10 protein-coding genes, 1 tRNA gene, 1 other RNA gene and 1 riboswitch are annotated in these 14,117 nt (G+C 65.4%); of the genes, 5 read left to right on the top strand and 7 right to left on the bottom strand.

All coding sequences use genetic code 11. The features are described 5' to 3' along the window. Positions 1–297: 297 nt before the first annotated feature. From B7Z76_RS09205 to B7Z76_RS09180, 6 genes are all read right to left on the bottom strand, one after another. On the bottom strand, positions 298–2,040 hold the full coding sequence (locus B7Z76_RS09205; protein WP_291343515.1) for a S49 family peptidase: 1,743 nt from the start codon (positions 2,038–2,040) through the stop codon (positions 298–300). An 83-nt stretch (positions 2,041–2,123) separates the two neighbouring features. Next, positions 2,124–2,702 (bottom strand): lipocalin family protein, encoded by a 579-nt coding sequence (locus B7Z76_RS09200; RefSeq protein WP_291343513.1) that lies wholly within the window; start codon positions 2,700–2,702, stop codon positions 2,124–2,126. A 121-nt stretch (positions 2,703–2,823) separates the two neighbouring features. Beyond that, positions 2,824–5,706: an aminomethyl-transferring glycine dehydrogenase gene (gcvP, locus tag B7Z76_RS09195; protein ID WP_291343511.1), complete on the bottom strand. Its 2,883-nt coding sequence runs from the start codon at positions 5,704–5,706 to the stop codon at positions 2,824–2,826. A gap of 14 nt (positions 5,707–5,720) precedes the next feature. After that, positions 5,721–6,095 carry a glycine cleavage system protein GcvH gene (gene gcvH, locus B7Z76_RS09190; RefSeq protein ID WP_291343509.1) on the bottom strand — a complete coding sequence of 125 codons (375 nt, stop codon included), beginning with the start codon at positions 6,093–6,095 and terminating at the stop codon, positions 5,721–5,723. A gap of 11 nt (positions 6,096–6,106) precedes the next feature. Next, complete coding sequence (gene gcvT, locus B7Z76_RS09185; RefSeq protein WP_291343508.1) at positions 6,107–7,207, bottom strand: glycine cleavage system aminomethyltransferase GcvT; 1,101 nt, start codon at positions 7,205–7,207, stop codon at positions 6,107–6,109. A 146-nt stretch (positions 7,208–7,353) separates the two neighbouring features. After that, a riboswitch (glycine riboswitch) is annotated at positions 7,354–7,462 on the bottom strand. 409 nt (positions 7,463–7,871) lie between these two features. Continuing rightward, positions 7,872–9,269: an NAD(P)H-hydrate dehydratase gene (locus B7Z76_RS09180; RefSeq protein WP_291343506.1), complete on the bottom strand. Its 1,398-nt coding sequence runs from the start codon at positions 9,267–9,269 to the stop codon at positions 7,872–7,874. A gap of 154 nt (positions 9,270–9,423) precedes the next feature. Between B7Z76_RS09180 and B7Z76_RS09175 the strand changes: the two genes are divergently transcribed. Then, positions 9,424–10,053, top strand: coding sequence for a ParA family protein (locus B7Z76_RS09175; protein WP_291343504.1), 630 nt, complete (start codon positions 9,424–9,426; stop codon positions 10,051–10,053). Then, the gene (locus B7Z76_RS09170; RefSeq protein ID WP_291343502.1) at positions 10,050–10,481 is read left to right on the top strand and encodes a CopD family protein; all 432 of its coding nucleotides are present in this window, start codon (positions 10,050–10,052) and stop codon (positions 10,479–10,481) included. Before B7Z76_RS09175 ends, B7Z76_RS09170 begins: the two co-directional genes overlap by 4 nt. A gap of 474 nt (positions 10,482–10,955) precedes the next feature. Here the strand turns inward: B7Z76_RS09170 and ssrA are convergent. Beyond that, positions 10,956–11,297: a transfer-messenger RNA gene (ssrA, locus tag B7Z76_RS09165) on the bottom strand. 60 nt (positions 11,298–11,357) lie between these two features. Here ssrA and thyX point away from each other — a divergent pair. The 3 genes from thyX (at position 11,358) to B7Z76_RS09150 (ending at position 13,777) form a co-directional block, all read left to right on the top strand. Next, positions 11,358–12,290, top strand: a complete 933-nt coding sequence (gene thyX, locus B7Z76_RS09160; protein ID WP_291343500.1) for an FAD-dependent thymidylate synthase — start codon at positions 11,358–11,360, stop codon at positions 12,288–12,290. Positions 12,291–12,428: 138 nt separating this feature from the next. Beyond that, positions 12,429–13,655, top strand: coding sequence for a 5-aminolevulinate synthase (hemA, locus tag B7Z76_RS09155; protein WP_174502892.1), 1,227 nt, complete (start codon positions 12,429–12,431; stop codon positions 13,653–13,655). Positions 13,656–13,702: 47 nt separating this feature from the next. Then, positions 13,703–13,777 (top strand) — tRNA-Thr (locus B7Z76_RS09150). The last annotated feature ends 340 nt before the right edge of the window (positions 13,778–14,117 follow it).

Raw genomic sequence — 14,117 nt, 5'->3', positions numbered from 1 at the left:
CGCGGCCCTTTCGTCTCGCCGTTGCTATGCCTCGCTGCAAACATTCCGACATCAGGACGGTACGTCAGCCGGATTCGCTATGGGTTGTCATGGGATATCATGGGCAGTTATGGGCGTCAAAGGGATTTCTCCCCGCGCTCGTAAAATTTCCACTTAAAAAGCGCAACAAATCGGAATCGCCGGTGAAGCGACGGGCTTCGCCACCGATGATTTCGGCGCGTTTCTGTTTTGTTCTTGATTTACTCCGAAGGCCCCTGGTTTGATTAACTCGCCGTTAATAAACGTCGGATCGCAGCCCTACCGGAGTTCGACCGGTATCATCGACAGGCGATGCAGCCGCGTCAGCACGAGAAGCCCGCGCAGCGGCTCGGGCAGTTCGGCAACGCGAAGCGGGCTGGCCCGCCGCGCGAGAGAGGTGATGAGAACCCCGAGGCCGGGTTGCGTATTGCCGGACACGATGTCGAGCCGTGCGCTCGCCGGCAGATGCAGCGCGGCGCGGACGGTCATGAAGGCTTCGTGATATCCACCCAGCCGGTCGACCAGGCCGCGGCTGCGGGCCTGTGCGCCGGTCCACACCCGTCCCTGCCCCACCGCGTTGACCTGCGCCGGACTCATCCGCCGGCCGGCTGCGACCCAGCCGACGAATTTCTGGTAGTCGAGATCGAGTTGGCCTTGCAGGCTCGCCAGCTGTGCCGGTGTCCAGGGCGTTGCCGCGCTGTCGAACAGCGCGTTCGCGCCGCGCGAGGCCGCGCTGACGCTGACGCCCAGTCGCGCAAGGAGCCCGCCGAAGCTGAACTTGCCGCCGAGCACGCCGATCGAGCCCGTCAACGTTGCCGGATCGGCCACCAGCACCGCGCCATGGCTCGAAATCCAGTAGCCACCCGACGCATCGAACGCGCCCATCGAGACGATCAGCGGCTTGTGAACGCTGGCAGCGTGCGCGACCTCGGCGCCGACCATGGCCGAGCCGGTTACCGTTCCGCCGGGGGTGTCGAGCCGCAGCACGATCGCGCGGATCGACGGATCAGCCACCGCGACCGCGATTTCATGCGCGAGACGGGCCGGATCGATCCCGCTGCTCCGCCCCGGCGCGTCCGGCGCGTTGATATCACCATGCGCGACGATCAGCGCCACTTTGGGCGCACCGGCCGGCGCCGATCGCATCGCGGCGATGTACTGCGCAAGCCGCACATGCAGGCCGTGGACATGGGCAACCTGGGCCGAGAGCGGCAGGACCGTGTCGACCAGCCCGTCCTGCTTCGCCTGTCCGGCGCTGAACGGCGCCTGGTCGAGCAGGGTCTTCACCTGGTCGGGGGTTCGCTTCAGCCGTGCCGCGATCGGCGCCAGCGCAGAATCGTAGAGAGAGCCGGCAAGGCTGTTCATCATTTCGGTTGCCGCGGCCGAAGGGCCCGATCGGGTGAACAGTTCCGGATAGGTCTTGTATTTGCCGATATGGGCGAACTGCGCCTCGACTCCCGCCATCTTGAGCAGGTCCGCCGCGAACGGGCTCTCCAGGGCGAGGCCCGTGACCCCGAAATCGCCGGCATCGGACAGCTCGATGCGGTTTGCCGCCGTGGCGACGACATAGGCGCCAAGCCCTCCCGCACCGTCGAAGGACATTGCCCGGGCGACCACCTGCCGGTGGGAAACCGCCCGGAAGCGGGAGAGCGCGTCATGTAACTCCTCGGCCGTGGTCAGGCCGCAGCATCCGCCGCCGAGCAGAATGTCGATACCGCGGACCCGCGGATCGGTGGCGGCACGGTCGATCGCGGCGATGGTCTGTTCGAGTGTCGGGTGTTCGCCCGTTGCCCGCGCGAGCAACGCCGGCGGGGCGGCGACATCCGGCGGCGCATCCTCAAGATCGAGGGTCAGCACGAAATGCGCCGGCAGCGTGACCGGCTGGCGCGCCAGACGATGAAGCCCCCAGGCCCCGGCACCTGCCAGCACGATCGTCACCAGCCCGACCACGAACACCACCGCGCGCACCGCGCGCCACAGCAGCCTGACCAGGCGGCGCAGCGGCGCGGCGGACTCAGTCATGGGCGGCGCTCGACCTCATGCATCCTGATATGCCGACACCCTGGGTCAGCGGCAAGGCCCCAAAAACGCTAGGTCCGCGCCGTTCAGACGCGCTCGAAACCGGGCTGGCCGATCTGATCGGGAAACTGCGCGACCCTGCGGAACTGTCGCGCGTCGTACCCCTGGCGATAGAAGCGGTCGAGCATGGCGCGGTAGGTCGCCTCGTCCATCCGCTTCTCGCGGGCGAAGATCCAGCCCAGCGAGCGGTTCGGAAATCCGCCGAGAAACACCGAATAATCGGGCTCGACATGCATGATCACATACGGCACGCCGACCATTCCGTTCAGCAGGGTCACGCGCCAGACCGCATTGTCCGTCCCTGCCTCCACCTCGTCGACCGAGGTGAACTGGAAGCGCTTCGCGGCAAAGCTTTTCGGGTAGCCGTTGTACTGGTCGTCGATCGCCCCGTCGGGTCGGCGCGTATAGACCGCATAGGCACCGACATATCCGGCCTCGGCGAAATACGGGATATGGCCGATGATGTACCAGCGCCCCATGAACCGATCGAGATCGACGCGCGCATGGCGCAGCTTCGGCTGGGGATAGGGGCTGGTATCGAAGGTGCAGCCGGCGAGCAGCGCCGGGGCGGCCACCAGCAGCGAGCGGCGGGCGAGTGTGGTCATGCGGGTCCTCCATGCAAAGCCGTGCCGGGATTACGCTCCCTGCACGGCTCTGGATGTGGGCCCGACCCGGATTTGCGAAACCAAGATTTGCGAAACCTGGACTTGCGAAACCGGGCCCCGCTCAGTCCGCCGCCTCGGCGTAGGCCGAGAGCGGCGCGCAGGAGCAGACGAGGTTGCGGTCGCCATACACATTGTCCACCCGCTTGACCGGCGGCCAGTATTTGGCCGCGCGCAGGTAGGGCAGCGGAAAGGCGGCACGGTCGCGGCCATAGCTGTGGGTCCATGTCGCCGCCATCACCTCCGCCGCGGTATGCGGCGCGTTCTTCAGCGGGTTGTCCGCCCGGTCGAGCGTGCCAGCCGCGACATCGGCGATCTCGGCGCGGATCGCGATCATCGCGTCGCAGAACCGGTCGAGTTCCGCCTTGGTCTCGCTTTCGGTCGGCTCGATCATCAGCGTGCCCGGCACCGGCCAGGACATGGTGGGCGCGTGGAACCCGTAATCCTGCAGCCGCTTGGCAATATCCTCGACCAGGATGCCGGCCTCGGCCTGGAAGTGCCGGCAGTCGATGATGCATTCATGCGCGACCATGCCGTTCGCGTCGGTGTAGAGGATCGGATAATGCGGCGCGAGCCGGTGGGCGATGTAGTTGGCGTTGAGGATCGCCACCGCCGTTGCCTCGCGCAGACCGTCCGGCCCCATCATGCGGATATAGGCATAGGGGATCGGCAGGATCGAGGCCGAGCCGAAGGGAGCCGCGCTCACCGGACCATAGCCGGTCGAGGGTCCGGCATCCGGGCGCAGCGGATGGTTCGGCAGATGCGGCGCGAGATGTGCTGCCACGGCGATCGGCCCGACGCCGGGCCCGCCGCCGCCATGCGGAATGCAGAACGTCTTGTGCAGGTTGAGATGGCAGACATCGGCGCCGATCGCCGCCGGCGAGGTCAGCCCTACCTGCGCGTTCATGTTCGCCCCATCCATATAGACCTGGCCGCCGGCCGCGTGCACGCGGGCGCAGATGTCCCGCACGCTGGCCTCGAACACGCCATGGGTCGAGGGGTAGGTGATCATCAGCGCCGCGAGCGTCCCCGCATGGGCGGCGATCTTTGCCTCCAGGTCGGCGAGGTCGATATTCCCCGCCCGGTCGCAGCCGACCACCACCACGCGGTAGCCGGCCATCGTCGCCGAGGCCGGGTTGGTGCCGTGCGCCGAGGAGGGGATCAGGCAGATGTCGCGATGTCCATCGCCGCGCGCGGCATGGAAGGCACGGATGGACAGCAGCCCGGCATATTCCCCCTGCGCGCCGGAATTCGGCTGCAGCGAGACCGCGGCGAATCCGGTAATCCGGGCGAGATCCTCCGACAGACGGGCGATCAGCGCCCGGTAGCCCCGGGTCTGCTCCATCGGCGCGAAGGGGTGGATATCGGCGAAGCCACGCCAGGTGATCGGGATCATCTCCGCCGTCGCGTTCAGCTTCATCGTGCAGGAGCCGAGCGGGATCATGCTGCGGTTGAGCGCGACATCCTTGTCCTCGAGCTGCTTGAGATAGCGCAGCATCGCGTGCTCGGAGCGGTGCGCGTGGAAGACCGGCTCGCTCATGAAGATGCTCTGCCGTGCGAGGCCGGCGAGCGGCGAGGATGAGGCGCGCGCGGCACCGCCGATCACCCCGGCGAGGGTGGCGATCTCCGCCGCCGTCACGGTTTCGTCGAGCGCGATGGCGACGCAGCCCTCATCGACGCGCCGCAGGTTGAACCCCGCATCCAGCGCCCGCTGCATCAGCGCGGCGGCACCAGCACCCGCCTCGATCGCGATCGTGTCGAAGAACGCGTCGTGGCGGAGCGAAAGCCCGGCCGCCCGCGCCGCGCCGGCGAGCAGCCTGGCCGCGAGATGCACCCGCCGGGCGATCCGCGCCAGCCCTTCCGGTCCGTGCCATACGCCGTAGAATCCGGCGATCACCGCCAGCAGCACCTGCGCGGTGCAGATATTCGAGGTCGCCTTCTCGCGCCTGATATGCTGCTCGCGCGTCTGCAGTGCGAGGCGCAGGGCGGCTTCCCCCGCCGCATCGACCGAAACGCCGACCAGCCGGCCCGCCATGTGCCGCTTCAGCGAATCGCGCGTCGCGAAATAGGCCGCGTGTGGCCCGCCAAAGCCCATCGGAACGCCGAAACGCTGCGCCGAGCCGACGACGATATCCGCCCCCATCTCGCCCGGCGGCCGCAGCAGGGTGAGCGCCAGCGGGTCGGCCGCGACGATGGCGAGCGCCCCGGCGCGATGCGCCGCGGCGATCTCGTCCGACAGGTCGCGCACAGCGCCCGTCGTGCCCGGGTATTGCAGCACCACGGCGAAGGGCTTGGCCCGCTCGATCGCCGCTTCATCGCCCGGTGCGACATCTGCCAGTTTCCAGCCGAGCGGGGCCGCGCGGGTCGCGATCACCGCCCGGCTCTGCGGATGCAGGTCTGCGGCGACGGCGATCACGGTCGATCCGCCCTTGTGGACCGCGTGCGCGAGCGAGACGCCCTCCGCCGCCGCCGTGCCCTCGTCCAGCAGCGAGGCATTGGCGAGGTCGAGCCCGGCGAGTTCCGCCATCATCGTCTGGAAATTCAGCAGCGCTTCCAGCCGGCCCTGGGCGATCTCGGCCTGGTACGGCGTGTAGGCGGTGTACCAGCCGGGATTTTCCAGCACGTTCCGCAGGATGACCGGCGGCGTGACGGTGCCGTGATAGCCGAGCCCGATCAGGCTGCGCTTCACTTCGTTATCCGCAGCATAACGGCGCAGGTCGTCGAGAATCTCGCCCTCGGTCAGCGCCGCCGGCAAATCGAGCGGTGCCGCGCTGCGGATCGTCTCCGGCACGGTGCGGGCGATCAGCGCGTCGAGATCAGCCGCCCCCAGCGCGCGCAGCATCGCCGCGCGTTCAGCTGGTCCGGGGCCGATATGGCGCAGGGCAAACCGCTCCTCGGCGAGCAGGGCGGCGAAATCGTCGATGGTCTGGGGCGCGGTATCCGGCATGGCGGCAGCTCCGGTCAGAGCGTTGCGAGGAAAGCCTGGTAATCGTCGGCGGTCAGCAGGGCGTCGAAGGCGGCGCGGTCATCCAGGGTCATGCGGAAGAACCAGGCGCCGGATTCGGCCTGCGCGTTGACCATGCCGGGCTCGTCGGCCAGCGCGCCATTCGCCTCGGTCATCGTGCCTGAGAGCGGCGCATAGACATCCGACGCGGCCTTGACGCTTTCCACCACCGCGCAGGCCTCGCCGGCATCCACATGCCGGCCCGCCTCGGGCAGTTCGACGAACACGACATCGCCGAGCGCCGACTGCGCGTGATCGGTGATCCCCACGGTCGCGACGTCGCCGTCGAGCCGCACCCATTCATGGTCCTTGGAAAATCGGGTCTCGGTCATCTGGTCCTCTTTCAGCGATGATAACGATGCGGAACGAAAGGCAGTGGCGCCACGATCATCCCGATATCGCGGCCGCGCAGCCCGGCAGTGAGGGTCGAACCATCCGCGGCGCAGTCGGCGCGGACATAGCCGAGTGCGATCGGCCCGTTGACGCTCGGACCGAACGTGCCGGAGGTGACGCGCCCGGCCGGCTGCCCGGCGGCATCGCGGAGTTCGGCGCCGGCGCGCACCGGCGCCCGGCCCTCGGCGCGCAGCCCGACAAGGCGTTCGCCGGGGCCTGCATCGTGCACCGCGCGCACGGCGTCGCCGCCAAGGAAATCCCAGCCCATCTTGCGCGTCTTGCCGATCGCGAAGCCGAGCCCTGCGGAAATCGGGTCACGCGTTTCGTCGATGTCATTGCCATACAGCGGCAGCCCGGCTTCGAGCCGCAGCGAATCCCGCGCGCCGAGGCCGGCCGGCTTCACCCGCGGATCGGCCAGAAGGGCGCGCGCCAGCGTCTCGGCCTCTGCCGCAGGAAGGCCGATCTCGAACCCGTCCTCGCCAGTATAGCCCGAACGGGTGATGGTGACCGCGATGCCGGAGACGGATGTCTCGCGCGCATCCATGAAGCGCATCGCCGCGGCGTCCGGCGCAAGGGCGGCGAGGACGGCGCCAGCCTCCGGCCCTTGCAGGGCGATCAGCGCGCGGTCGAAATGCGGGGTCAGCGATACGGTTGCGGGGAGGTGAGCGCGAATGTGAGCAACGTCAACGATCTTGCGCCCGGCATTGAGAACGAGCAGCAGACGGTCGCCCAGATTGGCGACCATGAGATCGTCGACGATTCCGCCCTGCGCGTTCATCAGCAGCGTGTAGCGCTGGCGGCCTGGCTTGAGCCCCCTGATGTCGCCGGTGACCACGCGCTCCAGCGCGGCCGCCGCATCGGGGCCTTCGAGCACCGCCTGGCCCATGTGCGAGACATCGAACAGCGATGCCTGCGCCCGGCAATGCAGGTGTTCGGCGATGATGCCGTCGTACTGCACCGGCATGTCATAGCCAGCGAAATCGACCATTCGCGCGCCCAGACTGCGATGCAACGCATCGAGCGGCACGGTTTGCAACGCTTGATCAGCCACGATGAGATCTCCCGCGACACCAGCGGACGGGTGCAGAACCGTCCAGTCTGACCCCCCTCTGTCGCGGAACCTGAGAGATTCGGCGCGGGAACAACCGTGCCTTACGCCTTCGGTGCGGCGCATCGCGCCGGCTTTCCAGAGATCCTTGCTCCGTTGCGGTCCTTTTGCCTGAGCGTTTCCGGGGGCCGGTTGCGCCTTCGGCGGCGGCGGACACCGGCTTTCACCAGCAACGCCGCTCTCTCCCGCAGGGAGGAATGAATGCGCTTGTGTAAACTCAGTTCGGCAAGGAGCGCAAGCGCTGGTTTGCGTCTTGTTTGCGGCTCGCCGGTCTTTACGGAGAAATCAGATACGAAAGTGGTATGAAAAAACCAGCGTCGTCAGACAGTCCAGCGTCGTCAGACCGTGATGTCGAGACGCGAGCCTCGCATCGATCCCGCCGGTGCGGCAGGCTGGCGGGACGCCGTGGAGGCTTCGCTCGCAGCCGGTGATGCAGGCGTCACGCGGAGCGGCGGAATTTCCAGCGAGGACGGGCCGATCGGCGCCGCAAACGCTGACAAGGAGGCTACACTGATCATACAAAGTGCAATAACCAACATGAGTTAAGAATAGGTTAACCGTACGTTTGGCGCCACCGATCTTAAGCTGCATTTCCGCCGGATTTTGTTTAATTTTTGAAATTTTTTATCTTATCTGCAACTGTCGGTAGGTGTTCCGCGAGGTCCTCCGCAATGAGGCCCGATCCCGCCGCCGAGGCCGCTTCACCGTGCAGCCAGACGGCGGCGCAGCAGGATTCGAACGGTGCCATGCCCTGTGTCAGCAATCCGGCGATGATGCCGGCAAGGGTGTCTCCCGATCCGGCCGTCGCCAGCCAGGGCGGTGCATTGTCGTTGATCGCGGCGCGTCCGTCCGGCGCCGCAATCACCGTGTCAGGCCCTTTCAGGACGACCACTGCGCCGATCCGCGATGCGGCGATCCGGGCGCGGGTGAGGCGGTCATCGCCGAGATCGGGAAACAGGCGGGCGAACTCGCCTTCATGCGGGGTTATCGCGGCAACCCCAAGCAGATTTTCCGCCGCGCCGGCTGCGGATGTCAGCGCGTCGGCATCGGCCACGACGGTCCGCCCCGCATCGAGAAGGGAGCGCAAGGCGGCACCCGCAGCCTCCACACCGAGGCCCGGGCCGCAAAGCCAGACCTGCCGCCGCTGATCCGCGAGCAGATCGTCGAGCGGAGCCGGGCTGACGATCACGCCGGGCGGCGCCCCGGACAGTCCCGCGCCGTTCAGCGTCACCAACCCCGCGCCCACGCGGCGAGAGGCGGCAGCGGCCAGGAGCGCCGCCCCGGCCATCGGTCCTGCAAGGATCGTCAGGTGGCCTCGTCGATATTTGTGAGCCGTCGGTGCGGGTTGCGGGAGCTGCCAGAGCGAAGGCGTGTTGCGCCAGGTTTTCGTCTCGACGCACGCGAATGCCGCCGCGGGCATGCCGATCGCGACGCAGAGCGTCTCGCCACAGAGTTCCCGCCCTGGATAGAGCAGATGGCCGGGCTTGCGCGCCTCGAATGTCACCGTGAGCTGGGCCTGGGCGGGCCTCCCACGCACAAGGCCGGTCGCACCATCGACGCCGCTGGGAGTATCGATGGCAACGATGCGGCGCGCCGCAGCAAGAAGCTCGGCAATGGCCGGATCGATATCCCTCGTCAGCCCGGCGCCGAACACGGCATCGATGACGATGTCGGCGACAACGACCCGCCCGCGATCGGGCGGCACGACAGGACCGCGCCAGAGCGCCGCCATGGCCGCCGCATCGCTGCCCGGCCGTGGCGGAGCGACAGGTGCGACGTCCACAGGCCACCCCCGAAGCGCCAGATGGCGCGCGGCGACATATCCATCGCCGCCATTGTTTCCCGGCCCGGCCAGAACCAGCACCCGGCCCGGGCGGAAGCGCCGCCTGACAACGCGCGCCACCGCCGCCCCGGCATTTTCCATGAGCGCGATGCCACTCATGCCGCACGACGGGGCAGCGGCGTCGATGCGCGCCATCTCCAAAGGGGAATACAACGGGTCCATGACCCCTATGTGAGACAGAATGCACGGTCTTTGCTAGAGCATCATCCAATCAGATGGAATCATCTGATCGGACAAGGATATTCAGTTTATCAATATGATAGAGCGCCAGATCCGAAAGGATCGGAGAGCGCTCTCGGGAAGGCAGGAGGCTTTGATGGCGCGGGTGATCGCGGTGGCGCAACAAAAGGGTGGTGCGGGCAAGACGATGCTTGCGGCCCAGCTCGGCGTTGCCCTCGGCATGGGCGGACGGGTTGGCCTGCTTGACATTGACCCGCAGGGAACGCTCGGCGCCTGGGGCCGGCTGCGGGCAGCCAACCCGAAGGCGAGTGCTGATCTCACGGTCGAGTCGGTTTCCGGGTGGCGGCTGGGAAACGTGCTCGAGACCTTGCACGGCAGTTGCGATCTCGTGTTGATCGACACGCCGCCGGTTCTCGATTCCAACGCGCGGCGTGCCATCCGCGGCGCGGACCTCGTGCTGATCCCGCTAAACCCCACGCCGCCCGATCTTTGGGCGGCCGAGGGCACACTGACCCTGGCAACCGAGGAACGGCGGCCGGTCGCGTTGATGTTCAACCGGGCGCCTTCAGCATCGAAACTGCGACGGCGTCTCGAGGTGGAAATCGCCGCGAGGCGGTTGCAACTGCTCGATACGGCGCTCGGAAACCGGGCCGCTTATGCAAATAGTTTCGCAGACGGTCTCGGCATTGCCGAAACCGGCCCCGCAACGCTCGCAGGCCAGGAGGTGATGGCCGTCGCGGAACGATTGCGCACGCTGCTGGCGTGAGCGATCCGGCCTTGACGGTAATTTCCGGGCTGGCGGCGATGCATCTCGGCGGGTTTGCCGCATGGAACGGGCTGCTGCTTGCCCTTCTTGTGGCGGGATGCCGCGATGCCGTCCTCTGCCGGCGGCAATTTTCCGTAATGATACCCGCTATGGTGTTGACCCTCACATCCGGCTGGGGACTCGCATTTGCCGAACTCGGACCGCCCCGTAACTGGAGCTGGACGGTCAACGCGATGCAGTCTCTCGGAATCGTGATGGCGGTCGTAACGCTCGTTCTTCGCTTCGGATTGCTGCCATTGCTCGAGGAAGCGATCACGGCGAACGATGCGGAAGCGACGACGACGGGCTGGAGCCGGATCAACCGGCTGATCGCCGCCAATCTGATCCTCGCCAGCATCATCCTGGTGATTTCCGTAACAGGACAGTGAAAATTCAACGATTTGACGAGCCGTTGAGCGCTTAGAGCATCATCCGATCAGATGGAATCATCTGATCGGATAAAGATGCTCGGTTTATCAATATGATAGAGCACTACATCCGATCCAAAAGGATCGGAAAGTGCTCTAGATATCGGCCATGTCCGGCAGCGGCGGTCCGCGCGATGGCAATGGCGCACGCCTCAAGCGCTTCGCAAGCTTCGCCGGCGTCTCGCACAATGTAACACATTTTTTCTTTCAATGGCCCCTATGCGAGACGAAAGGGTCTTGCCCGCGTCATGATTCTCGGTCATCTAATGACTGTGGCGTTACGAAATTTTCGGAAACCGCAAACGAACTTGTGTCGTGAGCAGTAACGATGAGTCGGGCGCCAGCCGCCAAGTTTAGGGAGCCTCTTTAGATAGCATCGAAATGATGCCGGCCGGTCAAAGACCGGCCTTTTTTTTGCCTATCTCGATATGGCAAGGTGGGGGGCTTCTGTTGCCCGGCGCCCCCCGTGCCGCGCTTATCGCTTATGCAGCGATAGCGAGCGCCTCGAAGTTATCGTTGGCACTTGTGATACGGCCCGATGACGGCGGAACCATGCCGAGCGAAAGATGGGTCTTTACCACGCGTGTCGAGCCTGTTTCGCCCCCATGAAACCGCCGGCAGTTCGATTTGCAAAATACGAACCAGCCCGGCGGGAAAATGGTGGAGGCGCCGGGTACTGCCCCCGGGTCCACTACGATTATTCCACGCATCGTTTATCGCCATAGTCGGTTGCCCGACGAGACTTATATAGGCGAAGTGTGCCGGCTGTGAAAGATGCCATTCTTGCCGATGGCGCCGGACGGGCATAGGACGATCGCTCAACCAGGGACTGCCGCCATGTCGCTCAGCGATTCCGACCGTATCGAGATCGAGGCCGCGCGCGCCGAAACCGCGGCGACCCGTCGCGCCACCGTGCCTGCCCTAGAGGCCATGCTTTTCAACGCGATTCCGGTGCTCGATCACGGCTTCGTCCGCGTCGTCGACTATATGGGCGACGATGCCGCTGTGGTTCAGGCGGCCCGGGTCTCTTATGGCCGTGGCACCCGCAAGGTCAGCGAGGACGAGGGGCTGATCCGCTACCTCATGCGCCACCGGCATTCCACACCCTTCGAAATGTGCGAGATCAAGCTGCATGTGAAGCTGCCGATCTTCATCGCACGCCAGTGGATCCGCCATCGGACGGCGAATGTGAATGAGTACTCTGCCCGCTATTCGGTGATGGACCGCGAATTCTACATCCCCGCCCCTGCGCAACTCGCAGCCCAGTCAGCCAACAACCGCCAGGGGCGGGGCGACCTGCTCGAGGGCGACGAGGCCGCCGAGGTATTGGCCATGCTGCGCGCCGATGCCGAGCGGAATTATACTCATTACGAGCACATGTTGAACGAAGGCGGCGCCGACACGTCCCGCCGCGGCCTGGCGCGCGAGCTGGCACGGATGAACCTGACGCTCAACACCTATACCCAGTGGTATTGGAAAACCGACCTTCACAACCTGTTCCACTTCCTGTCCCTGCGTGCCGATCCTCACGCCCAGTACGAAATCCGGGCGTATGCCGAGGCCATGCTCGGCATCGTCCGCGCCTGGGTGCCGGCCAGTTGTCGGGCTTTCGAGGAGTACCGCATGGGGGCCGCAACCTTTTCGGCGACGATGCTCGCCACGCTGCGCAGGATGCTGGCCGGCGAACAGGTCGATCAGGCTCAATCCGGCCTGTCGAAACGTGAATGGGAAGAGATGATGGCCGCTCTCGCCCCACCTGGGCCACGCTGACCGGCAGCAATCTTTTTTTGACGAAATATTTCGCTTGCTGGCACTTATATCCTTGACGAGACGCGCAACTTTCCGCGCAATGATATGTAATCCGGGTGCGGACAAGGTACCGGCCCGAGGGACTGCGAGGAGCACAGTATGAATCGCGACCACCCGTTCATCGCCCAATGCGACAAGGCCCTGGCCGATATCCGCGCCGCAGGGCGCTATCGTCGCTTCGTGGCGCTGGAGAAGCTGGCTGACCGCTTTCCGTATTACAAGGTGACAATGGAAGGCCGCACCCAGGATATCCTGGTCTGGTCCTCGAATGACTATCTGGCCATGGGCACCGATCCCGAGGTGATCGAGGCCTCGATCGAGGCTGCGCGCACGATGGGCGCCGGTGCCGGCGGGACGCGCAACATCGCCGGTTCCTCGCCGATCCACGTCGCACTGGAGGCGGAGCTTGCCTCGTTGCATGGCAAGGATTCCGCCTTGCTCTTCACCTCGGGCTACGTCTCGAACCAGGCGACGCTGACCGCGATCCTGAACTCGATGCCAGGCTGGCATGTGTTTTCCGATGCGCAGAACCACAATTCGATGATCGTCGGCATCAAGGGTGGCAAGGAGGCGACGGTGCATGTCTTCGCCCATAACGACCTCGCCGATCTCGAAGCCAAGCTGGCGGCAGCACCAGCCGATGCGCCGAAGATGGTTGCCTTCGAAAGCGTCTATTCGATGGACGGTGACATCGCCCCGATCGGCGCGATCTGCGACCTTGCTGACAAATACAACGCCATCACCTATCTCGACGAGGTTCACGCCGTGGGCATGTATGGCCCGCACGGCGCCGGCGTCTCCGAGCGGGACGGCGTTGCCCATCGCCTCACCATCATCGAGGGCACGCTGGCCAAGGCCTATGGCTGCCATGGCGGCTACATCGCAGGCGATGCGAGCGTGATCGATTACATCCGCTCGGTCGCGGCCGGCTTCATCTTCACCACCGCCCTGCCCCCGCCCACCGTTGCCGCGGCACTCGCCTCGATTCGTCGGCTGAAGGTCGACCAGGCTCGCCGCGATACGTTGTTCGAGCGGGCAAACCTGCTGAAATCGAAATTCGATCAGGCCGGACTGCCACGGCTGCCGACGGAAAGTCACATTGTGCCGCTTATGATCGGCAACGCAGCACGGGCGACCGAAGTCTCGATGCGACTGATCCGCGAATTCGGCATGTATGCGACACCGATCAACTATCCGACGGTACCTGCCGGAACGGAGAGGCTGCGATTTACCCCTGGTCCCAAACACACCGAGGCGATGATGGACAAACTGGTGCAGGCACTGCGCCATATCCTGTCGGGAGAGCAGGGAACGGCAGCGGCCTGATTCGATCTTGCAGGGTGAGCCAAGCCTCGTTATAGGCTCCGGGATATGCCGACATAGCTCAGCGGTAGAGCAACTGATTCGTAATCAGTAGGTCCCCAGTTCAATCCTGGGTGTCGGCACCATTTTAAATCAATGACTTACCGCCCATTTTCGGGTGTCATTGATCCCCCTTCCCTGAAAATATGCCTCGCGGATGCTTCGCAAACCACCGGACAGGATGACGCGGAGTGACGTAATCACGGTTGCGTGATCGTCTCCGCCGCTCTCGATTCGTCCGCCTCGCCGGGCGGGGATTAGGGGATTAGGCAAGCAATACGCATACACGCACGCGCGTAGGGGTGGCGGCATGTTGCGGCGGTGACTGGCTCACTTGTGGACTGTCGCACGTGGTGCAGCACCGGAAGCCTCGCCCCGCTACCTACGAACGCCACCATGCCCAGCAGGCGAGGCATAATCCCGTTT

It is taken from the genome of Acidiphilium sp. 20-67-58, assembly GCF_002255515.1.
Taxonomy (GTDB): Bacteria; Pseudomonadota; Alphaproteobacteria; order Acetobacterales; family Acetobacteraceae; genus Acidiphilium.
This window is presented reverse-complemented; position numbering and strand designations above follow the sequence as displayed.

Bases quoted from the DNA above. Each gene is read 5' to 3' on its own strand.
- B7Z76_RS09205 (WP_291343515.1), bottom strand. From the start codon at position 2,040: ATGACTGAGTCCGCCGCGCCGCTGCGCCGCCTGGTCAGGCTGCTGTGG.
- B7Z76_RS09200 (WP_291343513.1), bottom strand. From the start codon at position 2,702: ATGACCACACTCGCCCGCCGCTCGCTGCTGGTGGCCGCCCCGGCGCTG.
- gcvP (WP_291343511.1), bottom strand. From the start codon at position 5,706: ATGCCGGATACCGCGCCCCAGACCATCGACGATTTCGCCGCCCTGCTC.
- gcvH (WP_291343509.1), bottom strand. From the start codon at position 6,095: ATGACCGAGACCCGATTTTCCAAGGACCATGAATGGGTGCGGCTCGAC.
- B7Z76_RS09180 (WP_291343506.1), bottom strand. From the start codon at position 9,269: ATGGACCCGTTGTATTCCCCTTTGGAGATGGCGCGCATCGACGCCGCT.
- B7Z76_RS09175 (WP_291343504.1), top strand. From the start codon at position 9,424: ATGGCGCGGGTGATCGCGGTGGCGCAACAAAAGGGTGGTGCGGGCAAG.
- thyX (WP_291343500.1), top strand. From the start codon at position 11,358: ATGTCGCTCAGCGATTCCGACCGTATCGAGATCGAGGCCGCGCGCGCC.
- hemA (WP_174502892.1), top strand. From the start codon at position 12,429: ATGAATCGCGACCACCCGTTCATCGCCCAATGCGACAAGGCCCTGGCC.